Consider the following 21,533-nt stretch of genomic DNA (forward strand, 5'->3'; position numbering starts at 1 on the left):
CCTCACCGTTTAACCATGAGTGGTGCACTTATTATCTGAATTCGGGCCTGTCATTTATTTAGAAAATGGGCGCTCCTAAGTACCACCATATAAATAGAAGCAGTTTTTAAAGTTTTCGGCATTGACCGATAGTTCTCGTTAGCTGATTTAGGGTTTAGCTTAAAGTTTGCACAATTTCCAGGTTAAGGTATTGTTTTGTATCAAACTATAGCTTTGTTCACACTCCGGCGACCTAAAGCAGACCCATCTTCTACTAGGCTGGTTGAGCCTGTGGCGGGATGGCGGGCTAATATTGATACTGAAACTATCAGGGAGGAAAGCAGATGAAATGGATTGGGATCTTGTGTGGCTTGCTGGTGTCACTGCCGGTAGCTGCTGCCGGAGGGGAATACTTCTCTGAGGAGATAGTTCAGCAAGGCACTTTAGCTAATGAAACCCTGCTTAAGGATGCTATGCCGGGAGTGGCTGCCGAAGTGGCTCGCCGCGGCTGCGAGGTGCCGGAGCAGTTTTTTGCCTTTGTGCTGGCGATGCCCAAAGGCGAAGTCGGTGAGCGCTACTGGCATGAACGCTGGATAGTAGAAGGTTGTGAGCGTGAGTACCCGGTGGATATTGAATTTCGTGAAGATGGTGTTAACGCCGCCTACTGGACCATCAAGAATAAAGGTTGAACCTTTGGGTTAGCGATTTTGCCAATCTTCTCAGAAACAACAGACCCAAGCCTTGGCCTGGGTCTGTATCTTCAAGGTTTAACATATAAACAGGCTTTAAGCGGCCGCGGGGTTGTTTTGCGGCAGTTGCGCCTGAATCTCTTCGAGACGCTGCTCATACCAGGCAGTTTCGGCCTCGGTAAAGCTTTGCAGCAGTTCCTGTTGCTGCAGCACTAGATTCCCCTGAAAACCAAACTGGTTATGTTCTGCCAGTTCCAGATACAGCCATACGGCGGCATCTACCCGTTTATCCAGCTTGAGGCAGGTTTCATACAGCTCTTCATAGGCTAGAGTTTCTCCGCCGAAGGCGGCCTTTTCCAGCCAGTGCAGCGCTTGTTGCAGCTCCTTGTATTCTTGCTCATCCGCATACAGTAGAGCTTGGCCCTTGAGTAGGTCCAATCTGGCCTGGGCCAGGCTGTCTATGGGGTGCAGGGTCAAATATTCCTGTTTGAGAGCTTGGGCTTGCTGCTTTTCCGATTGGCTCAGACGTGCTGCCAGAGTCTCTTTGGCGGCGATATACTCGGCTTCTTCAGCCATGGCGGCAAACTCGAAATGCATCAGTGCCAGCGGCAGTTGGCGATTGATGCCCAGCCCTTGTTGATAGAGTTTGCCGAGCTGAAAGTGGGCACCCAGATCCCAGGCTTGCGCCAGGGGTTCAAGTATTGCCTTGGCACGCAGATGATCCTGACTGTCGTGGGAGTGTTCGAGTAGGAAGCCGGCCCAAATAGTGGCAGCCACGCTGTTTTCTTCGTCGGCTGCGGCCTTTTCCAACCACTCTCTGGCCTTGTGCAGATCTTGGGGTAATTGGTCACCGCTCAGGTAGCGCTGTCCTAATGTCAGTTGCGAGTAACTGCTGTCTTTTGCCTGCTCAATCAAGAGTCGTTCGGCCTGGCGTTTATCCACCGGGCCACCTTGGCCTTGCAACATCATTTCCGCCAGATGACCGCCGCTGGCAGTTTCACCGAGCTGGTGCCCCTTGGTGAGCCAGAATCTCGCTTGCTGCATATCGGCTTCACCTTGTCTGGGTTCCTGCAGTAATTTTCCCAGATGAAAGCAGGCCTCGGGATCATCTTTGGCAGCGGCCAACTCGAGCCATTTTATCGCCTTGCTGCCATCTTTATCGAGTATCGGGTTACGGGCATAGACCCGTCCCAGTTGGCTTTGGCTCTCAATATCACCGGCTTCGGCTCTGGGGAGTAAGTTTTGCTCCAGCAGCTGAATATTGTCACCAAAAGCAGGGTGTTGGTTCAGCTCCAGCATCAGGTCATGGAGCTTGGCAAATTCATTGTCCAATGACGAGGCCTTAGCGGCCCAGTGCATCGCCTTGTCGGCATCATTGGGGACCATCTCCAGCTCGGGACGGGTATAGAACTCATAGAGCATTTGGGCGGCGGCGGGATGATCTTTATTGGCGGCCTGTTCCAGCAGCGCTATGCCTTCATCGACGCTATTTCTGCCAATCAGTCTCAAGCCTTCATTGGCCATGGCATCCGGGTCGCCACTTTTTACCGCCTGGGCTCGTTGCCACTTTTTCAGGGCAATAAAGAAGGCCACAAACGCGATAATAATCAGTATCAGTTTCATTGTTTTCCTTAACCTTGGGAAGTTGGCGTGGACACAGTAAACGCTGTCATGATGTTTTTGCAACAGCTAATAAAAGACCGCGGCAGCGCGCGGTCTTTGGAGTGAGAGAGTTGAATGGCGCCAGTCTATCCCAGAACTGTTCCGGCTTATAAAAACGGCATAAGATTTCTTTCGTTAGAAACTCCAGGTCATTCCCATCCAATAGCGACGGCCGTCTTCGATATAGCCGTATTCTTCCTGGGTAATCTCTTTGTCCAGTAGATTATAGATACCGGCGCTGAGTTTGAGGTTTTCCATCAGTTGCAGGTTGGCACCTATATCCAGCAGTGTGTAAGAGGGGGCTACCAGAGTTGATGAAGAGGGGCCCGTAGTGGGCTGGCTTTCTTCACCTCGGTAGTGCACCCTGGCCCAACTGCCCCAACTGTCGTTGATTTGCCAGTTAAGGGAGGTTTGCAGCAAGTGCTTGGGCAGTTTATTCAGGGGGCTGCCCTGATAGCGACCCGTTTTTTGCTCTGAGTCTGTGTAGGTGTAGTTGGCCGAAAGTTGGATGTCATCATTGATGTCATAGCTGAAATCCAACTCGAACCCTTGGGTTACCGCCTCATCCACATTCACATAAGTGGTGGGATCCGAGCCAAACCGGTTCGGACCATCGGTACACTGACTCTCGGGGCAGGGTACTCGGGTAATTTTGTCTTCAAACTCGTTATAGAAGACTGTCATGGCCGTGGTGATATTATCGCCGAAGCCGGTGTGTAGCCCCAGCTCGTAGTTGATTGAGGTCTCGGGTTTTAGATCCGGGTTACCGTACATATTGCCACCGCGGCTGACCTGGCCCCAATCCGGCACTGTTTGTCTCAGGCTTGGCGCCCTGAAGCCGGTGGAAACACCACCTTTGAGCGTTGTGCTGTCAGTCAGGTTCCAGACTCCATAGACACGGGGGCTGAAGTGCTCGCCAAAGTTTTCGTCATCATCCATGCGTAAACCGGCCGTCAGGGCAAAGGTGTCGCTCATGCGCCATTCGTTTTCGGCAAATACCGACCATTGGCGTCTGCTGATGTCGCTACGGTCACTTACCTGATTACCTGTTTTATCACTGAGATCCTGGTAATTGAAGGCAGCTCCAAAGGTGGTGGTATGACTATCTCCAAAGCCGGTGATCAGACTGGTCTGGGCATCAGTGTTTTTGATGGTCATTGCCCGGCTTTTGTTTTCAAACTCTTCATATTTGACCCAGGTGTTACTCGTACCTATTTCCCAGCGGCCCGTGTGTGCCAAGGAATACTTGCGGCTTTCATATTCTGTGGTGGAGGACGCCGGGCAGCCAAAACGGCCACAAGGTTTGCCGGGAGCGAGGGGGGCGACTGTTTTGCCAAGAGTGCTGTCCAATTCCTGAGTGGCACTGCTGACCTCCAAAATGATGTCGTGGTCGTCACTCGGAGTCAGCGAGAAACGGGCGCTGAGATTGTTGGCATCTCGGCCGCGGTAACCGCCGGTGATCTGGTCTTCTTCTCGCTTGGTGTATTGTCCATAGAGTTGTAGACCCAGCCAGTCCGGGATCAGGGCCCCGCTGACAAAGAAGTTACCCTGATAGATATTGCCGGATTCGCTGCGTTCCTGAACTGTGCTGTCCAACCTGAGTTCGCCTTGCCAGTTTTCCGGAACCTTGCGGGTGATGATATTGATCACCCCGCCTATGGCATCAGAACCATACAGGGATGACATAGGGCCGCGTACTACTTCGATTCTGTCTATTGCCGACAATGGCGGTGTCCAGGCGCCTTCGACTCCCGGGCCATCGCTGTTGGTACGAGTCTCCCGGGATGACTGGCGCATGCCATCCACCAGGATCAGTGTGTATTGGCTTCCCATGCCCCTCAGGCTAATGTCACGGCGATCGCTGCCGCCGGTAACCACGACGCCGGGAACATCCAGCATGGCATCGGTAATATCGCGATAGAAACGGCTATCCAGCTGTTCTCGGGTAAGCACGCTGATAGAGGCGGGAGCATCCTTGAGTTGTTGCTCGTAGCCGGAGGCTGTGACCACTATGACTTCCATGTCTTGGGGCGCTTCATCGGCCTGAGCCGCAGGTATGAGTAAGAGTGCGGCAATGGCGCTAGCCAGTGGGCTGATTCGACATAAAGGCATAGGTTTTGGACTCCTGAATGATAAATGCAAACTATGTAAATGAGAATGATTTTCAATGGCGAGAATTTACGCCGATGATACAATCCTCTCAAGCGCATTTTTCTGAAAACACAGTTAAGGATTGCTTTATAGCGACTGCCGAAACTGAGAGTTTTTGCTGTTTTAATGGGGCTGAAAGATGAATAGGCAGATGGTCAAGGCGATGCTGGTATTTGCCACTACAGTTGAGAAGGGCACCATGAATGCCGCCGCCAGGCAGTTATGCATGAGTACATCTGCCGTTAGCCAGCAGATATTCAAGCTGGAGCAGCAGCTTGGGCTTGGGCTACTTAACCGCAGCACCAGGGCGTTGACGCCTACCGAGGCTGGCAAACTCTTTTACCAGAGCTGCGTGCAGATGATTGCTCTTGCCGATGAGACAGAGCTACAGCTGAGTCGTTTGAAGGACGGTCCGGCCGGTGAGTTGCGGATAGCCGCCCCTGTGGGCTTTGGTGGAGGGCTTCTCAGTGAGCCGCTAAGGCGTCTGTTGGAAGCGCATCCCGGCATTCAATTGTCGTTGCAGCTGCAGGATGAGGCAGTGGATCTGGTGGGGAGTGGCATAGATCTGGCCATTTGTATCGGACCTTTGGCCGATTCGGCGCTGGTGGCGCATCATCTGGCCGATTGGCAGATGCTCTTGTGCGTGGCACCGGACTTTCTGCGTCGGCGAGGGAACTCAATGCCAAGCTATCCTGGTGAACTGCAGGACTGGGAGCGTCTGTGTCATAAGGGGAGTATGGTGCAAGACAGTATGTTGAGTCATACCGTCAGTGGTGAGCAGCTGTCTCTGGCGCCAGGGCGCCTGGCCGTCAACAATATGCAGAGTCTGATCCGTTTTACCCTGGATGGTTTGGGTTATGCGGCCTTGCCGGAGCCTGAAGTGCGGCAGTTTTTGCAGCAGGGTTTACTGTTAACTTTGTTGCCTGACTGGCAACTGCCGCGGTACAGCGTCTATGCCTTGACCGCTGGGCGTGAGGGGCAAGCTCCTAAAATTCGTGAGGCGATAGCGACCCTGGGCGCATGTTTCACCGCACATGGACCTCGGCCAGATTTTTAAACCTTGAGATATCGTGTGTTTGGTCACCAAATCCGCTCACAGATGAAACTTTTTGTATCAGTAATACCAAGTTGTGCTTGTCACTTAAGTGTTGATGCTCAGACCTGGACTGGATTTTGATGTGACGATGAGCTTTCCAGCATGATAGCCTTGGCCGATAAAGCGCTCTATCAAGGCAAGAAGCATGGCCGCAACTGTTGGCAGTTGTCTGGTCGTGAGTGAGCTATAGTCGCTGCTTGAGAAATAGCGTGACTCACCAGCGGCTGTCGTTTTCACAGGGACGGCCATCATTGTCGCCGTCCATTTTGGTGTTGGGGCAGTAACGGTTGAAGTATTCGGCTTCGGCCCTGGAGGTCATCTGGCTGCAATATCGGCGCCCATCGCAGTGGAAACCTGTGTCCATCTCCACAGGCTTACTGGCATAGCGCGGCGAGGTTTGAGCCGCTTCGCGGATACTGTTGCTTAGGGTGTCTTGGTGAATTTTGGTCAGCTGCTGAGGTTCATTACCACTGAGCTTTACCCAACTCAGATAACAGGCATAACCAAAAATAAAATAAAAAACAAAGCGTTTCATCTTTTTCCCTTAAGAATTTCGGCATCCTTGGCCAAATTGAAGTTGGCTTTGCGTCTTTGAGTGGCTAAATCACCCAAGGTGAAATTTTACGTTGCTATTGCAGCTTGTTCCGGGGAATGTTTTAACTTAAATTTGAACAGTGTCACCCTATTGCCTGGTGCTGTGCAGTTTACTCTTCCGCCAAGGCCTGGAGCCTGTTAACTTCGTCTTGCACTTGCTGCACATATTTGTCCCAGTAGCCCAACTGTCGAAATTCTTCCAGGCAACAGCGATAGAGTTTGAGTTTGTGCTTGTTGGCCAACTGCGGTAGTAAGCAGATTTCCCCTTGATTGTTAGCATCCATTCTTTTAACTCCTGTCCGCCAATACAGCATGGCTTCCTGCCACGGTAGATAAATTACTTTTTAATCAGTTGCCTGATAATGCCGGTTCGCCTGATATCCGCAATGTTGTGATTTGTCCAAATATAGCCAAACCCGGTGCCACCAAGGTTTACCAAGGATAAACTGATCATCAACTAGAATTTTTTTGGCGGATTTCTTAATGAAAAATCAGTATAAGCTTAAGTAGTTCAGGGCAATTCTCTTACTGCTAAAGTACAGGTTTTGTAAGAGTGGCTTTCCCTGTGGGTCATGCTTGGCTATGCTGCGCTATTGGCTGTATTGGGGGAAATCATCATGGTGATAGCGTTTAGGCAACAGCAAGGCACGGCTTTGGTGCTGGAGGGCGGTGGCTTGCGCGCCATTTATACCGCCGGGGTGCTGGATGCTTTTCTGGAAGCCGGAGTTATGTTTGATTATCAGGTGGGTGTTTCCGCTGGCGCCATCTACCCGGCTTCGTATCTGTCCAGGCAGAAGGGGCGTAATCTGTTAATTCAGCAGCGTTATCTTGAAGATAAACGCTACATGGGCATGAGACATCTGTTGAAGACGGGCAATTACGTCAACACTGACTTCACCTACAGACGCATGGCTCATGAGTTGTTGCCGTTCGATTTTGAGACTTTCCTGTCTTCGGGAGCCGAATTCAAAATAGGCGCCTTCAACTGCCTTTCCGGTGAAACCGACTTCTTTGGTATGAGTGACTTTGACAGCCACGAGCAGCTGTTGCAGATACTGATCGCCTCCAGCAGTCTGCCTTTTATCTCCAAACCCGTTGCCATTAATGGCGTGCCTTATCTTGATGGTGGCATCGCGGCTCCTATCCCGCTAGAGCAAGCCAGAGCCGACGGCTATCAAAAACAACTGGTTATCCTGACTCAGGCTGCAGATTACAGTAAGTCAGCCTTTAAATTCAAATGGTTGGCACAAAAAGCTTATCGGCGTTATCCCAAGGTTGCCGAGGCTTTGTTGAGGCGTCATCAGGTGTATAACCAGGCACAACAGCAATTACAACAGGCGGTGGCAGCAGGGAGTGCTATGGTGATCCAGCCTAACATGGCACTGGACTTGTCGAGGCTGGAGCGCGACATCAACAAGGTAGAGGCTGTGTATCATTTAGGGTTGGCCGATGGCCGTGAGGTGCTGCCTGCTGTGCTGGAGTTCTGTTGTTATGATGACAAGCCAAGCGGCGTCCATAGAGCGTAAATGACTCAGAAGTTCTGAGGGGCATGCCAAGTTAGTGTCAGCCTGAATGGCTGACACTAACTTCGGGGATTGGGATCATGGGCGCAGTGCCGGCATCCGGCCGCGGGTTGGCCGTACACTGGATATCAGCATATAGATGCAGGTTGTGGTCAGACACAAGCCCAGATACATGAGCAGACCCTGTTGTTGCTGGAAGCCATTGGCCACCAGAGGCCCGATAACCGAGCCCACAGAGTAACTGAGCAGCATAAGTTCGGTTGCCGCCACTATCTTGCTGCTATCGAGGCTGTCACAGGCCAGCGTAATAGCGATAGGGTAAAGGGCGAAGGCGGCAGCCCCCAGCAGCAACAGGTTGAAGCCCATCACCAAAGTGCTGTGACTCAGCAAAATACCCATAACCCCGGCGGCGCCCAACAAACAGAAAAACGCCATCAAGAGAGTCTTGCTGAATCTTGGAGACAACCAACTGACCAGGGGTTGCACCAACATGGCTCCCAGGATCACTATGGCCATCAGTTTGCCCGTCAGCTGGTGGTCACCTGTTTGCTCGCTGAGAAATACAGGCATCAAGCCATAGATGGGGCCCAATACCAAACCTGCAACCAGACAGCCCATGATGGCAGGGCGACTCACATGCCTGACTTCTTTGAAGCTAATCTTCTGATGCTGTATTTTTTGTGGCTGGCAGCGCTTGGCCAGCAGTGGCGGCAATACGGCCAACACCAGTACTATCGCCACCAAAATATGCGGCATGGCACCATCAACACCCAATTGTCCCACACCCAGTTGTCCCAGGGCGTTCCCACCATAGAGTGAGCCTGTGTAGAAGCCCAAACGCTTGGCTCTTTGCTTGGCTGTGTCGGCTATCAACAACCAGGACTCCACCACTACGAAGATGCCGGCCACGGCAATCCCGGCAATAAAGCGCGCCGCCAGCCAAAACTGACCATTAACCACCAAGGGCATGCCAGCCACTGTCGCCGCCAGCAGTAATAGAAATAGGATGAAGGCGCCTCTGTGTCCCAGGCGTGCCACTACAGGTGAAATACAAGTTGCCCCGAGCAACAGGCCGAAATAGAAAATACTCGCCAGCCAAGCCGCCAGATCTGTCGCTAAGCCAAAACCGTCCAATGCCAGCGGCAGCAGACTCATATGATAGCCGGAAGCCAGAGCAAACAAGGTCAAACCCGCAACAGGTACCCAGGCACTGTTGTTGTGAGCGGTGGCATGAGGTTGAGACAACTCAGACTCCAAATAGAAAAATGACCTTTTAAACGAAGATCAGTTTAAAAAGGTCTTAATGGTGAAATTTTCCGCGAATATAGGAGTCTGTAGCGCTTGGGTAAAGTGAGTTTATTTTGTTGTCTTGGAAAGAAAATTTCACCAAAGTCTGGATGGTTAATAGTCTGTTTTAACTTTGAATAAATGTAAATAAAAACTTGCTTAAACGGCAGTTTTTGCTGAGTTAAACGGTGTTTTTAGCCGTTTGGCAATATCACCTCTTAGGGCCTTTGTTGTTGGCTGCGCTGCATTTAGTGTTTGCCCTGGGGTAAGATGGGTCATTCGTTTCTGTGGACTATTTCTATGGCCAATATTTTGCTCGTTGCCAATCTTAACTGTGACCGAATCTTATTGCTGGATAAACCCCTGCGCACCGGAGGTCGATTCCATTATCAGGATGGTGGCCAACGCTTGGGGGGCGGTGGTGCCAACACAGGCATAGGACTGGAGTGGGCCGGCCATAATGTGGCTCTGGTCAGCCAGGTTGGACGGGATGAGATGGGCGATTGGTTGCTGGCCGAAGCCAGTACCCAAGGGCTGGATTGTCGCAGGGTGCAGCGGCGAGCAGGCAATACCTGTGAAATGTTGTTGGTGATGACCCCGGATGGCGAGCGCACCATTATTCGGCCGCAGCGGCCGATATTTGAATTGCCGGCGCCGCCCAAGTGGTCGCAGTGGGATGCGCTATATATCAACTCCTCTGCCGAAGGAGCGGTCAGTTGGGCGCGAACCGCGCTGGAACACACTCTGGTGGTGGCACAATTGGCCAAAGATGACAGGCCAAGACCCTGCCATGTATTGCTATCTTCGGTAACCGATATGCAAGGGCGCAGTGAGCTTAGCCCCTGGCAGTTTGGGCGTCAGATAGCCGGTGATGCACTTAAATACTTTATTGTGACTCAAGGCGAGCAGGGCGCAGTGTTATACCAGGAGAATGGTGAGACGCTGATAGCGGCTGTGCCGGCGACAGTGGTGGATACCACGGGTGCCGGTGATGCCTTTGCCGCCGGGCTTATCCATGGCTTGGTATCGGGAATGGCAGTGGAACAGGCCATGAAGGAAGCCGCTCAGTGGGCGGCTTTGGCGGTTGCCTCTGAAACCTCGATTCCGGGAGATGCCTTGCGTCAGTACCTGCAAGCACAGCAGGATTGAGCTTGTCATAAAAATCCCGCATCAGTGTCATGCCGCTGTCATCAAGTGGGCTTAATCTTGCTGGCGATCTTTGGTTAGAGCTCAAGGGCTCTGCGGGTTTCTCCCTTCTTATTTATATGCTAACTGGCTTGCCCTGCTCTTTGAGCGGGGCTTTTTTATATCTTTTACCATTGTTTTTGAGGTCGGACTTTCGACAAGAGCTGTTAGTCATAACTGGAAGCAAAGGCGATGAGGACAGAGTTGTTCTATTTATAAAGCATTGTTGTCATACAGGGAACTCTCATTAACCGTTTCATTTTGGCATTGGACTCAGAGCCGAATTTAACCTGGGGCATGTGTTAATATTGGTATTACTGAGTTGCCGTCTTGGCAGATGATCGACTATTAGCCTGACGATAAATGGCAAGATGGCGTTGAAGAGAGCAAGTGCTGATTAAGGAAAGTTATTAGGTATGTCGCGCTGTTACTGTGAACAATGTGGGTACCCAGAAACGGCCTGTGTTTGTGCTGCAGTGTCTGCTATATACCCTAGTAGCCAGTTACTGGTGCTGCAACATCCTTCAGAGGTCGAGCATGCAAAAAATAGTGTGCGTTTGTTGCAGTTGGCCGTGCCGGACGTCCGGGTGATAGTGGGAGAAACCGAGGCGGATTTTGCCGAGTTGAGAGCCGAACTGGCAAGAGATAACATGCCGACTTTCTTGCTCTATCCCTCAGAGAACAGTCAGCTGTTGCAGACAGATGACTCATCAGAAGCTGTAAGGCTTATCCTGCTGGACGGCACCTGGCGCAAAACCTTGAAAATGTATCGGCTTAATCCTTGGTTACAGGCGTTGCCCCAAAGGTATTTACCACTGATGGCACCGACAGCGTATCGCATCCGCAAGGCTAATCGCAGTGATAGCTTATCGACACTTGAGGCTGCAGCTGTGGCCCTTTCTCAGTTGGAGCCTGGGCTGGATGTGGCGCCTATGCATGTATTACTGGCTGAGCTGGTGGAGCAGAGGTTACGGCGGATGCCGGCCAAAGTGCGGGAGCGGTATTGAGTAAGCGGTCGCGAAAATTCCGTGTGGATCACGACATTTATAAGTGAATCCGGTTTTAATGAGCCTGCATCATCTCTGATGATGGAGTGGGACTGTCGGCTTACCGCTTTTGCAGGGGAGTGGTAGCGGAGTAACTCTGTTGCCGACAGTCCTGTTCACCCTCTTTGGTATTGAGCTCTTATAGATCAAAATGCGCCAAGGTAAACTGTTCCGGATGCAAGGGGTAACCGAAAAAGAACCCCTGGGCCAGTCCATCCCCCATCTGTCGTACCATATCATTTTGATATTCGGTTTCTATTCCTTCAGCAACAAATTTGAGTTCAAGCGCCTGTGACAGCTGCACTATGGCCTGACACAAACGTTTGCCTTTCTGATGTTCCAATTGCTCGGCAAATTCACCGGCAATTTTTAGTCCATCCAGTGGCAGATTGCCCAAACGACTCAATGATGATAGTCCGGTACCGAAATCATCAAGGACAATTTTGACGCCCAGTGCCCTGAGCTGTTTGAGCGTTTTTTTGGCCTGACGTGGGTGACCCAGCAATGCCGATTCGGTGATCTCCAAAATCAAGGCTTCTGCGGGAAGCTGATGATGTTGCAGCGTCGATTTTACTTGTTGGTAAAAGTCCAGGTGCTCCAGTTGCAGCGGTGATACATTGACTGAAATAATAAAGTCGTTGTCCTGTTGCCGCCAAACTGCCAGTTGTCGGCAGGCTTGCTCTACGACCCAGTTGCCAACAGTGACTATTAGACCGGTTTCTTCAAGCAAGGGTACGAAATCGGCCGCTTCCAGCAGTTCATGAGGACTCTTGTGCCAGCGCAGCAGCGCTTCGGCACCGGCCATATGGTTATCTTTGAGCCTGACTATGGGTTGATAAAACAGGCTCAGTTGTCCCAGCCCCAAGGCGTGACGCAGATCGCCGAGCAGTTTAAGTTTATGTTCGGCGGCTTCACTCATAGAGCTGTCATAGAAATTGATATGACTGGCGCTGCGTTTGGCACTGTACATGGCGGTGTCGGCTTGGCTCAGCAGTTCGGAAGGGTCTATTTCTCGGTTGCCAAAAAGACTGATACCTATACTGGTACCCAGGTAAAACTTTTGTCCTTCCAACTCAAACGGCGTCTCGAATAGAGCCAATATCTGTTGTGCAAAACGGTAGATATCTTCCCTGTCGCGGCAATCTTGCAACACCAGAGTAAATTCATCGCCGCCCATACGGGCGATATCGGCTCTCTCTATACAGCCGGCTTCCAGCCTGGCGGCGACCAGTTGCAGTATTCTGTCCCCCATGGAATGACCGAAACTGTCGTTGACATGTTTAAAGCCGTTGAGGTCGAGAAACATCAAGGCTCCAGTGGTTGGCTTTCCTTGGTTGATGGCCTCTAGACTGGCACTGAGAACCTGGCGCAGCTTGCGCTTCATATGACGGCGATTGGGAAGCCCTGTCAGCATGTCAAACATGGCTTGTTCTGTCAGGCGTGATTCCAGCTGTTTACGTTCGCTGATATCGCTGAAGATGGTGACCAGATAACAACCGGATTCAGTCTGCAATCTGCGACTGCTCTGCCAGGCGGGGAAGTGACTGCCATCGGCCCGGGTATGGCTGACCTCTCCCTGCCAGAAGTCCCGCTGTGCCAGCGCAGCACGGCATTCTCTCTGCTTGGGATCGTTTGCGGTTTCGAGGATCTGCAACTGCTGACCTATTAACTGCGCCTGACTAAAGCCGCAAAGACGACAGAGGGCCCGATTGACCGCAAGGATTTTGCCCGAGGTATCACTGATGACAACGGCTTCGGCACTTTCTTCGAGAATACCGGCCAATACACTGCGGGGCAGCAGGCCGAATACATCCTGAGCTTCACCTCTGGGACTGAGGCGACGATCCAAGGCTTCGAACCGCACCAAGATCATCTTATTACTGTCTATTCTGACTGGTTCCAGGTAGAGGCGGGTTGGCAGCTCTTTACCGTGGCGATTGAGGTGTAACCACTCCTGTACTTGAGAGCTGGCCGCTGCGGCTTGCATGAGTTTTTTTGCCAACTCTATGCTGCTCTGACCGCCTAATTGCAGTCTGGGAGCAAAGTCATAGAGAGTGGCATCGAGAATTTCCTGGTGAACACAGGCGAAGTAATCCAATGCTGCCTGATTGGCGGCAAAAATTTTACACCCCATGAATAAGGCCAGAGGTGTCGAGTGAGGCTCGCTGCGCCAGAGTTGCAACTGGGGCCCGAGTTTTGTGTCGGCCACCAGGCTCTGTAACAGTTGTGTCCATCGGATCATCCAGGATACTCCCTTGTCGTTCTCCGTTGAGAACCACTTCCCTTTGTTATGGTTACACTACTCCGCATATTCGGCTCTTCGACCTACAGGAAGGAAGCCATTACTCCCGACTATGTGGTGACTTGTCTTGCACCCTATCGCTTATTGGCTGGGTAACCGGTTATGTGGAACAGCATTTCAATCCGTTAGTTTTAAAACTAAACAGATCTACTCTTTGGCTCAATCAAAATTTCGTTTTGTTGCTAAAAACCTTCATTATCGGTCAAACTGGTGAAAAAATGTGTGATAGTCCTTGGAAGATGGATTTTTGTTCTCTTTAAGCAGGAGCGAATGATGGCGAGATTAATACTGTTATTGAGCTGGCTGCTGGCCTTTAGCGTGAGTGCGGCTGATTTGACTCAGCTGGGTGAACAGGCCAGTGAAGATGCCCGGCGTCTGGAGCAGGAACAGCTGGAAAAGGCCAGAGCCGCCGCCAAGGAAACCGCCGAGCGGGAACAGAAAGTGCTCAAACGCCAGCAATCCGGAGATTGGCAGGAGGAGCAAAGGTTAAAAGCCAGTAAACAGTTTGATGAGAGGGCGCAGCGGGAACAGAAATACCTGCAGCAAGCCAAAGAGGCTGCGGCCAAAGAGCGTAAAATCGACGAGCCCAAGATGAAGAAGCTGAAACAGAAGAAAATAGAGCCTTAAGCTGGATCTGTACTTCAGCCTCCAAGTTAGCTTGTTGTTTAATTAGACTTTCAATAGTGGCTGACGCTCAATTTACTATCAAAACCTCTAGCCGGGTCGGGCCAATATTAAACAACACTGAGCAAGACCGCCAAAATGATAGCGTAAGCCAACGGCACTGAAGCGAAAACGGAGATAGCCCAGGATTATCCTGTGTCGGTGAACAGTCCTGAATTGGTGACCGAAGTCAGGCCTTTGCTGGAGCAAGTGGCGGGCAAGGGGAGGCTGGTTGAACCCGGGCTTATCACAGGGGCTGAGGACTTTGCTTTCTACGCGCAAGAAACCCCGGGGGGGGTTCTTCTTTCTTGGGGTAACTCCTGAGGGGGCTGACCCGGCAACGGCGGCCAGCAATCACTCCCCCTATTTCTATGCTGATGAAGCAGCGTTCAAGACGGGGTAGAGGCGTTGGCCACACTGGCCTCGCCAGCTTAAGCGGCAAATAAACCGTACGGGATAAAGCATTTTGCTTACAAAATCTGACAATTCCGTATCACTTGTTACTTGATTTGCAGTGCTTTTTTACCTGATATTGGATCTTTTAAAATCAGCAATCAGCCAAGGAGCGACCCAATGAAGCGTACGCTGACCGCCCTGCTGATGTCAGCCAGCCTTCTTGGGGCGGCGACAACACAGGCGACCACGGCCGAAGATATTCAGAGTTTTACCCTGAATAACGGCATGAAAATCATGGTATTGGAAGACTCATCCATTCCCAATGCCAACATGTATCTGTTTTGGAAGGTGGGCTCACGCAACGAGGTGCCCGGGATCACAGGGATCTCCCACTTCTTCGAGCATATGATGTTCAATGGCTCCAAGAAATACGGCCCCAAGATGTTTGACCGCACCATGGAAGCGGCCGGTGGCGCCAACAACGCCTACACTACTGAAAACGTGACCGTTTATACCGACTGGTTCCCTTCCAATGCTCTGGAAACCATTTTTGATCTGGAAGCCGATCGGATTGCGGCGCTGGATATCAATGCCGAGATGGTAGAGAGTGAGCGCGGCGTAGTTGCCTCCGAGCGTACCACGGGGCTGGAAAACTCCAACTGGCGAACCCTGCAGGAAGAGGTAAAAGGTGTGGCCTTCAGGGCGCATCCCTATAGCTGGTCAGTGATTGGCCATGAATCTGATATTGCGGCCTGGACCTTGGAAGATCTGGTGCAGTATCACAAGACCTACTATGCCCCCAACAATGCGGTTGTGGTGATTGCCGGTGACGTTAAGCTGGCCGAGGTCAAGCGTCTGGCCCAGCGTTACTTTGGCCCTATCCCGGCGCAAGAGCCACCCAAGGCGGTGAAGACAGTCGAGCCGCTGCAAAAAGGGGAACGACGGGTCTTCGTCAAGAAAGAGTCTGTCAGCACGCCCAATATCATGCTGGCCTACCACGTACCGGCCACCACCAATAAAGACTATTACGCGCTGGATCTGCTGACCTCGATTCTGAGTGAAGGCAACAGCTCGCGCCTCTACAAGGCTTTGGTGGACAAGCAGTTGGCGATTGCCGCCGAGACTTATATGCCTATGTCTTTTGACCCCAACCTGTTGTACATCCTTGGGGTGGCGGCCCCAGGTGTCAGCGCCACCACTCTGGAGCAGGCATTGATCGAAGAGGTCAACCGTATTGCCCGTGACGGCATTAAGGTTGAAGAGTTGGAAAAAGCAAAAAATATCAAGTTGATGGATTTCTATCGCAGTATGGAAACCATCAATGGCAAGGCCAATACCCTGGGCACCTACGAACTTTATTTCGGTAGTTTCGACAAGCTGTTCCAGGCGCCGGATGCCTATAACCAGGTCACAGTGGCCGACATTCAAAGGGTGGCAGAAACATACCTGCGCCGTGCCAACCGCACTGTGGGGGTACTGGCTGCACAAGAGGAGGCGGATCAATGAGCAAGGTTTTTTCTCTCAAGGCCTCTCTGGGCGCTGTGGCCATTGCCGCAGCCTTGATGGTTTCAGGTTGTCAGTCTACCCAGGTGAAAGTGAGCCAGGATACCGGCCACTTTGTACTGCCAACATATGAAAGAGTCACTCTGGATAACGGCCTGACGCTGATGCTGATGCCGCAGAAAGAGGTGCCGCTGATCACCCTGAACGCCGTGGTGAAAGTCGGCAGCGTCAATGACACCACAGCCGGTGTGGCAGCGGTGACGGCTCAGGGCTTGTTGCTCGGCGCCGCCGGTCGCACCAAGGCCAGCATAGAGCAGGAGGTGGACTTTCTCGGTGCCAGTCTGAATGCTGATGCCGGCCGTGAGGGCAGTTACCTCAGTGCCGATTTTATGGCCAAAGATGTCGATACCATGCTGGGATTGTTTGCCGATGTGCTGACCCGTCCCGACTTTGAGACCAGCGAGTTTGATAAACTCAAGAGTCGCAGAGTCGCCGAGCTGGCGCAGGAGAAAGAGAGTCCCAAGTCCGTGATTGGGCGCTACTTCAACAAGTTGGTCTTCGGTCAGCATCCTTATGGCAATGCCAGTTCGGGAACCAGTGAGTCTGTGTCCCAGTTGACGGTCAACCAGTTGAGAGCCTTCCACAAGGGCTACTATCAACCGGCCAATACCGCTATCAGCGTGGTGGGTGATTTCGACCCGGCGCAGATGAAGGCCAAGCTGCAGGCGGCATTCGGTCAATGGAGCAACAGCGAATCGCTGCGTGCCGTCGACCTCAAGCAGGGGCTGCCGACTCTGTCTGCCAGCCGAGTCTTGCTGGTGGATAAGTCGGACGCGATAGAGACCACCTTCACCATAGGTGGCCTGGGTGTGACTCAGGATAACCCTGATTATGTGGGCCTGACTGTGGTCAACACCATACTCGGTGGCCGTTTTACCTCCTGGCTCAATGATGAGCTGAGGGTGAATGCCGGTTTAACCTATGGCGCGCGCTCGGGTTTCGTCCCCTATCGTGACTCAGGGGTGTTTATGATCAGTACTTTCACCAAGTCGGCTACGACAGAGGAAGCCATTGACTTGGCACTCAAGACCTACAGTCGCCTGTGGCAGAAAGGGATAGATCAGCAGACTCTGGATTCGGCCAAGGCCTACGTCAAAGGCCAGTTCCCACCCAAGTTTGAAACCAGTGGCCAGTTGGCAGGTCTGCTGTCAGACATGTACCTGTACGGTTTTGATGAGTCCTATATCAATCAATTCCAGCAACGGGTGGATGGACTGACTCTGGCGCAGACCAAGCAGTTGGTCGACAACTACTTCCCCAAGGATAAGTTGCAGATGGTGCTGATTGGCAGCGGTGACAAGATAGCCCCGATAGCAGCCAAGTATGGCGAAGTGACCCGGGTCGATATCAAGGATGTCGGTTTCGGGGGTTAACCCTTTCATGGCAGTCAAACAACGCTCTCTTGTTGTTTGACTGTCTTGCTTGGAGCATAGTGATTCAGACACATTCCCGGTAAAGCTAATCTGCAATTGCCTGCCATAATACCGGAAGCTTTTTACCACTATGGTCGCTACATCATAGTCCCCCTAATGAATTTCCTGTTGAACGCTAAAGTGCGATATCAGTCCTATTGGGTAGACGATTGACTTGTTTGAGTATGTTTAACCGCTGAAGGCTGAAATAGTCGGTTAATCCCGTTACAATGCTGCTTTTATTTGCAGTGAAAGCTTTAGATGCCAGCCCTAGTCCACTCCCTTAAATCCTTGAACACTTTTGGAATCAATTGTTATTGCCGGGAACTCATCAGAGTGAGCTCTACCGTTGAGCTTGTCCGGGCTTGTATGCAGCACAAGGATGATGATGTCCCAATGCTGATCCTCGGTGGCGGCAGTAATCTATTATTGCTTGAGGATTATCAAGGGACAGTGATTCAAATCGCTACCAAGGGAATCGAGGTCAGTGAGGACCAAACACATTTCTATTTAAAGGTTGCCGCCGGTGAAAACTGGCACGATTTGGTTTGTGAAACGCTTAAGCTGGGGATGCCGGGACTTGAGAATATGGCTCTGATCCCGGGCACGGTTGGCGCAGCGCCTATTCAAAACATAGGTGCCTATGGGGTTGAACTGTGCCAGGTATGTGACTGGGTTGAGTATCTGGATCTGCAAACCGGTGCGCTAACTCGCCTCGAGGCCGCTGATTGTGATTTTGGCTATCGAGAGTCAATTTTCAAAAATGAGCTCAAGGGCAGGGCTGTGATCACCTCTGTCGGTTTGAAACTGCCTAAAGATTGGCAGCCCAAACTGAGTTATGGGCCGTTGCAGTCACTTGCTGAAGAGACAGAGGTGACCGCGCCTATGATTTTTGAGCAGGTATGTCAGGTTCGTCAGGAAAAACTGCCGGATCCTGTAGTGCTTGGCAATGCCGGTAGCTTTTTCAAGAATCCTGTGGTTGCTGCTGCCGACTATCTTAAGTTGGCCGAACGCTTTCCTGATCTGGTGGGTTATGCTCAGCAAGATGGAACGATTAAGCTGGCCGCAGGCTGGCTTATCGATAAGGCAGGTTTGAAAGGTTTCCAGATGGGAGCAGCCGCAGTTCATGATAAGCAAGCCTTGGTTCTAGTGAATAAAGGCGGCGCCAGCGGTGAAGATGTGGCCAATTTGGCGCGGGAAATTATCCGGCAAGTGCAAGCGCTTTTCGGTGTTGAATTACTACCCGAGCCGCGAATTTTTGCGGCAACAGGAGAGAGGAGTCTCTGGCGATGACCGAACAGTGGAAGCGCAAGCGGGAAATATTACAGCTGTTGCAGCAGGGTGAGTTTGTCTCCGGTGAAAGGCTGGCCGAGCAACTGGGTATCAGCCGTATGGCTGTCAGCAAACATATCAGTGCCTTGACCGCCTTTGGGATCGATATCTTCAGCGTGAAAGGTAAAGGTTATAAGTTAGCGAGAAGTTTGCATCTTATCGACAAGCCGCGCTTACTCTCCGCTATAGATAACCGCTGTTTTTACTTTGATGAGTTGGCTGGTACCAACACCTTTCTGCTCAACCATGTCGATGAATTGAGTAATGGCGATCTCTGTATTGCCGAGTATCAATCGGCTGGACGAGGACGTAGAGGACGCCAGTGGTTGTCGCCCTACGGCAGTCACCTCTATTTCTCTATGTACTGGCAGTTCTCTCAAGGTCTTTCCCAGGCGATGGGCTTAAGTCTGGTGGTTGCCTGTTCACTGGTTAGTGTGTTGGAGTCTTTCGGTATTGCCGGTTTGGGAGTGAAGTGGCCCAACGATATCTATCTCGATGGGCGTAAACTTGCCGGTGTACTGATTGAAATGACCGGGACTGCCGACAGTGAATGCGATCTGGTGATCGGGATAGGCTTGAATATGGCTATGCCTGCTGAACTGGGTGAACAACTGGATCAACCCTGGAGCGATCTCAGTGGGCTTGAATCTATGCCGAACAAGACTGAGTTGGCTATCAAGCTTCACCAACAGTTATTGAAAGATCTCAAGCTGTTTGAAACTCAAGGATTGGCAGCATTCAGCAGCAGGTGGCAGAGTGCCGATATCTTTGCCGGTCAACAGGTCAAACTGCTACTGGGTGAGCAACAGATTAACGGCCACTACCTTGGAGTGGATGAGCAAGGCGGTGTTATCCTGCAGACAGATACAGGCACACAGCATTTTGTTGGTGGGGAAATCAGTTTACGCGGCGCTTGATTATTTTCGCAGCAGCACTTGATCCATCAAGTGGTCCTGACCCTTTTTCAGAATAAGATGTGCCCGCTCGCGGGTGGGCTCAATATTCAGATTCAGGTTCGGGCCGTTGATGGTGTCCCAGATATTGGCGGCTATATGTTCAGCTTCGGCATCGCTCAGCTTGGCGTAGTGGTGAAAATAGGAGCGCTCATTGGCAAACGCCGTATGCCGGAACTGCAGGAACCTATCTATATACCAATGTTTCAGCAGTGATTCATCGGCATCTACATAGATAGAGAAGTCTACGAAATCAGAGACAAAAGGCCGCTTGATACTCACAGGAGAATCCAGCTCTGTCTGCAGTACATTCAAGCCTTCCAAGATCAAAATATCTGGCTGTCTGACCTGTTGCACTTCGGGAAGCCTGTCGTAACTGATGTGGGAATATAGCGGAGCCTCGACCAATTCGGCGCCTGACTTGATGGCGGCGATAAACTCCACCAAGAGTTTCATGTCATAGCTTTCCGGAAATCCCTTACGCTGTAATAATCCTTTTTGTTTCAGCTCTGCCAAGGGGTAGAGAAACCCATCAGTGGTGATCAGATCGACCTTGGGATGTTCGGGCCAATGGCTCAACAGTGCCTGCAATATACGAGCTGTGGTGCTTTTCCCTACGGCGACACTGCCGGCAATACTGATAATATATGGGCTCTTGGCCGGAGTTTGCCCCAAAAATTCATTTAACACCAAACCTCTTTGCTGCTTGGCGCCAACAATCAAATTAAGCAGACGGCTGAGGGGCAGATAGATGTCGGTGACTTCTGTGAGGGAAACCTTTTCGTTAATCCCTCGCAGCTTCTTCAATTCGGTTTCGCTCAAGGTCAAAGGCACAGACTCACGAAGTTCGGCCCATTGCTGGCGGTGAAAAGGCATATACAATGCCTGTTGAATTGAGTTGGCTGTTGTCATCTGATTTCCTCTGCTCAGGCAAGGCACAGTACACCATGAATTATTCATGAACAATAAAAAATCCCTATGCCGGACCGAATTGTTTATCCCGTGTACAGAGGGCTAAGGGGAAGTCTAATCGCTACGCATTGTCAGGGTAAAAAAACGCCACTCAGGGGTTTTTTGCGAAAAAAAAACCAATTTCCTATTGCACTCGCCCCAACATTTACCTAATATCCGCTACCGAAATGAAGTGCCGGCATAGCTCAGTTGGTAGAGCAACTGACTTGTAATCAGTAGGTCCCGAGTTCGACTCTTGGTGCCGGCACCAATTTTATCGGAGGGGTTCCCGAGTGGCCAAAGGGATCAGACTGTAAATCTGACGGCTCCGCCTTCGAAGGTTCGAATCCTTCTCCCTCCACCATTTTCAAGGTAAGTAGGTAGCCTTAAGTAGGTTGCGCGGGCATCGTATAATGGTATTACTCCAGCCTTCCAAGCTGATAACGCGGGTTCGATTCCCGCTGCCCGCTCCAAATTTGCATGCTGATATGGCTCAGGTGGTAGAGCGCATCCTTGGTAAGGATGAGGTCGGCAGTTCGAATCTGCCTATCAGCACCAGCCTCTCTTAAATTCTACTTTTACCTTTATAATCTGTTCGATGACATTCATTTGCATCGGACTTTTTCACTATATATGGTTTCACCACCAGAAAATCTTAGATTGAGGCAATACCATGTCTAAAGCTAAATTTGAACGTAGTAAGCCCCACGTTAACGTGGGCACCATTGGTCACGTTGACCATGGTAAAA

General features: G+C 51.3%; 17 protein-coding genes, 4 tRNA genes and 1 pseudogene. 15 read left to right on the plus strand and 7 right to left on the minus strand.

From position 1 onward, the window contains the following. The first annotated feature begins 323 nt into the window (after positions 1-323). On the plus strand, positions 324-668 hold the full coding sequence (locus RC73_RS18445) for a hypothetical protein (RefSeq protein WP_200888005.1): 345 nt from the start codon (positions 324-326) through the stop codon (positions 666-668). A 96-nt stretch (positions 669-764) separates the two neighbouring features. Here the strand turns inward: RC73_RS18445 and RC73_RS18450 are convergent, their stop codons facing one another. Together RC73_RS18450 and RC73_RS18455 are read right to left on the minus strand one after the other, a co-directional pair. Next, entirely contained in the window at positions 765-2,291 is a 1,527-nt protein-coding gene (locus RC73_RS18450) for a tetratricopeptide repeat protein (protein ID WP_039036022.1), read from the minus strand. A gap of 174 nt (positions 2,292-2,465) precedes the next feature. Next, the gene (locus tag RC73_RS18455) at positions 2,466-4,442 is read right to left on the minus strand and encodes a ligand-gated channel protein (protein ID WP_039036023.1); all 1,977 of its coding nucleotides are present in this window, start codon (positions 4,440-4,442) and stop codon (positions 2,466-2,468) included. A gap of 178 nt (positions 4,443-4,620) precedes the next feature. Between RC73_RS18455 and RC73_RS18460 the strand changes: the two genes are divergently transcribed. Next, complete coding sequence (locus RC73_RS18460; RefSeq protein ID WP_039036024.1) at positions 4,621-5,538, plus strand: LysR family transcriptional regulator; 918 nt, start codon at positions 4,621-4,623, stop codon at positions 5,536-5,538. A 253-nt stretch (positions 5,539-5,791) separates the two neighbouring features. Here RC73_RS18460 and RC73_RS21515 read toward each other — a convergent pair whose 3' ends face one another. Together RC73_RS21515 and RC73_RS20835 are read right to left on the minus strand one after the other, a co-directional pair. Continuing rightward, positions 5,792-6,112, minus strand: coding sequence for an excalibur calcium-binding domain-containing protein (locus tag RC73_RS21515; protein ID WP_052248288.1), 321 nt, complete (start codon positions 6,110-6,112; stop codon positions 5,792-5,794). A gap of 169 nt (positions 6,113-6,281) precedes the next feature. Next, positions 6,282-6,455 (minus strand): hypothetical protein, encoded by a 174-nt coding sequence (locus tag RC73_RS20835; protein WP_157822972.1) that lies wholly within the window; start codon positions 6,453-6,455, stop codon positions 6,282-6,284. A gap of 333 nt (positions 6,456-6,788) precedes the next feature. Here RC73_RS20835 and RC73_RS18470 point away from each other — a divergent pair, with 333 nt between their 5' ends. Continuing rightward, on the plus strand, positions 6,789-7,697 hold the full coding sequence (locus tag RC73_RS18470; protein ID WP_052248291.1) for a patatin-like phospholipase family protein: 909 nt from the start codon (positions 6,789-6,791) through the stop codon (positions 7,695-7,697). A 75-nt stretch (positions 7,698-7,772) separates the two neighbouring features. Here the strand turns inward: RC73_RS18470 and RC73_RS18475 are convergent, their stop codons facing one another. Beyond that, the gene (locus tag RC73_RS18475) at positions 7,773-8,939 is read right to left on the minus strand and encodes an MFS transporter (protein ID WP_039036025.1); all 1,167 of its coding nucleotides are present in this window, start codon (positions 8,937-8,939) and stop codon (positions 7,773-7,775) included. Between the two features lie 342 nt (positions 8,940-9,281). Between RC73_RS18475 and RC73_RS18480 the strand changes: the two genes are divergently transcribed. Then, on the plus strand, positions 9,282-10,130 hold the full coding sequence (locus RC73_RS18480; protein ID WP_039036026.1) for a PfkB family carbohydrate kinase: 849 nt from the start codon (positions 9,282-9,284) through the stop codon (positions 10,128-10,130). 452 nt (positions 10,131-10,582) lie between these two features. Next, positions 10,583-11,173, plus strand: coding sequence for a tRNA-uridine aminocarboxypropyltransferase (locus tag RC73_RS18485; RefSeq protein WP_039036027.1), 591 nt, complete (start codon positions 10,583-10,585; stop codon positions 11,171-11,173). 178 nt (positions 11,174-11,351) lie between these two features. Here the strand turns inward: RC73_RS18485 and RC73_RS18490 are convergent, their stop codons facing one another. Continuing rightward, positions 11,352-13,454, minus strand: a complete 2,103-nt coding sequence (locus RC73_RS18490; protein ID WP_039036028.1) for a putative bifunctional diguanylate cyclase/phosphodiesterase — start codon at positions 13,452-13,454, stop codon at positions 11,352-11,354. A 333-nt stretch (positions 13,455-13,787) separates the two neighbouring features. Here RC73_RS18490 and RC73_RS18495 point away from each other — a divergent pair, with 333 nt between their 5' ends. The 6 genes and pseudogenes from RC73_RS18495 (at position 13,788) to birA (ending at position 19,797) form a co-directional block, all read left to right on the plus strand. Further along, positions 13,788-14,141, plus strand: a complete 354-nt coding sequence (locus tag RC73_RS18495) for a hypothetical protein (protein WP_052248289.1) — start codon at positions 13,788-13,790, stop codon at positions 14,139-14,141. Between the two features lie 153 nt (positions 14,142-14,294). Further along, a pseudogene (locus RC73_RS21520) lies at positions 14,295-14,580 on the plus strand (M20/M25/M40 family metallo-hydrolase); the annotation flags it as partial. A gap of 170 nt (positions 14,581-14,750) precedes the next feature. Continuing rightward, a complete protein-coding gene (locus RC73_RS18500; protein WP_039036029.1) occupies positions 14,751-16,079 on the plus strand; it encodes a M16 family metallopeptidase in 1,329 nt (442 codons plus the stop codon). A 56-nt stretch (positions 16,080-16,135) separates the two neighbouring features. After that, on the plus strand, positions 16,136-17,509 hold the full coding sequence (locus RC73_RS18505; protein WP_405130431.1) for a M16 family metallopeptidase: 1,374 nt from the start codon (positions 16,136-16,138) through the stop codon (positions 17,507-17,509). A gap of 300 nt (positions 17,510-17,809) precedes the next feature. Continuing rightward, a complete protein-coding gene (gene murB, locus RC73_RS18510) occupies positions 17,810-18,841 on the plus strand; it encodes a UDP-N-acetylmuramate dehydrogenase (RefSeq protein ID WP_039036031.1) in 1,032 nt (343 codons plus the stop codon). After that, positions 18,838-19,797: a bifunctional biotin--[acetyl-CoA-carboxylase] ligase/biotin operon repressor BirA gene (birA, locus tag RC73_RS18515; RefSeq protein WP_039036032.1), complete on the plus strand. Its 960-nt coding sequence runs from the start codon at positions 18,838-18,840 to the stop codon at positions 19,795-19,797. Before murB ends, birA begins: the two co-directional genes overlap by 4 nt. Here birA and coaA read toward each other — a convergent pair whose 3' ends face one another. Then, positions 19,798-20,745, minus strand: coding sequence for a type I pantothenate kinase (gene coaA, locus RC73_RS18520; RefSeq protein ID WP_039036033.1), 948 nt, complete (start codon positions 20,743-20,745; stop codon positions 19,798-19,800). A gap of 234 nt (positions 20,746-20,979) precedes the next feature. On the opposite strand from coaA, the gene RC73_RS18525 reads away from it, so the two are divergent. The 4 genes from RC73_RS18525 to RC73_RS18540 all read left to right on the plus strand — a co-directional run bounded on the left by RC73_RS18525 (position 20,980) and on the right by RC73_RS18540 (position 21,342). Further along, positions 20,980-21,055: transfer RNA gene (locus tag RC73_RS18525), tRNA-Thr, on the plus strand. A gap of 8 nt (positions 21,056-21,063) precedes the next feature. Further along, positions 21,064-21,148 (plus strand) — tRNA-Tyr (locus tag RC73_RS18530). A gap of 35 nt (positions 21,149-21,183) precedes the next feature. Beyond that, a tRNA-Gly gene (locus RC73_RS18535) sits at positions 21,184-21,257 on the plus strand. A 9-nt stretch (positions 21,258-21,266) separates the two neighbouring features. Further along, positions 21,267-21,342, plus strand: a tRNA-Thr gene (locus RC73_RS18540). Positions 21,343-21,533: the final 191 nt, after the last annotated feature.

The sequence above is a fragment of the Shewanella sp. ECSMB14102 genome, from assembly GCF_000813075.1.
In the GTDB taxonomy this organism is placed as follows: Bacteria; Pseudomonadota; Gammaproteobacteria; order Enterobacterales; family Shewanellaceae; genus Shewanella; species Shewanella indica.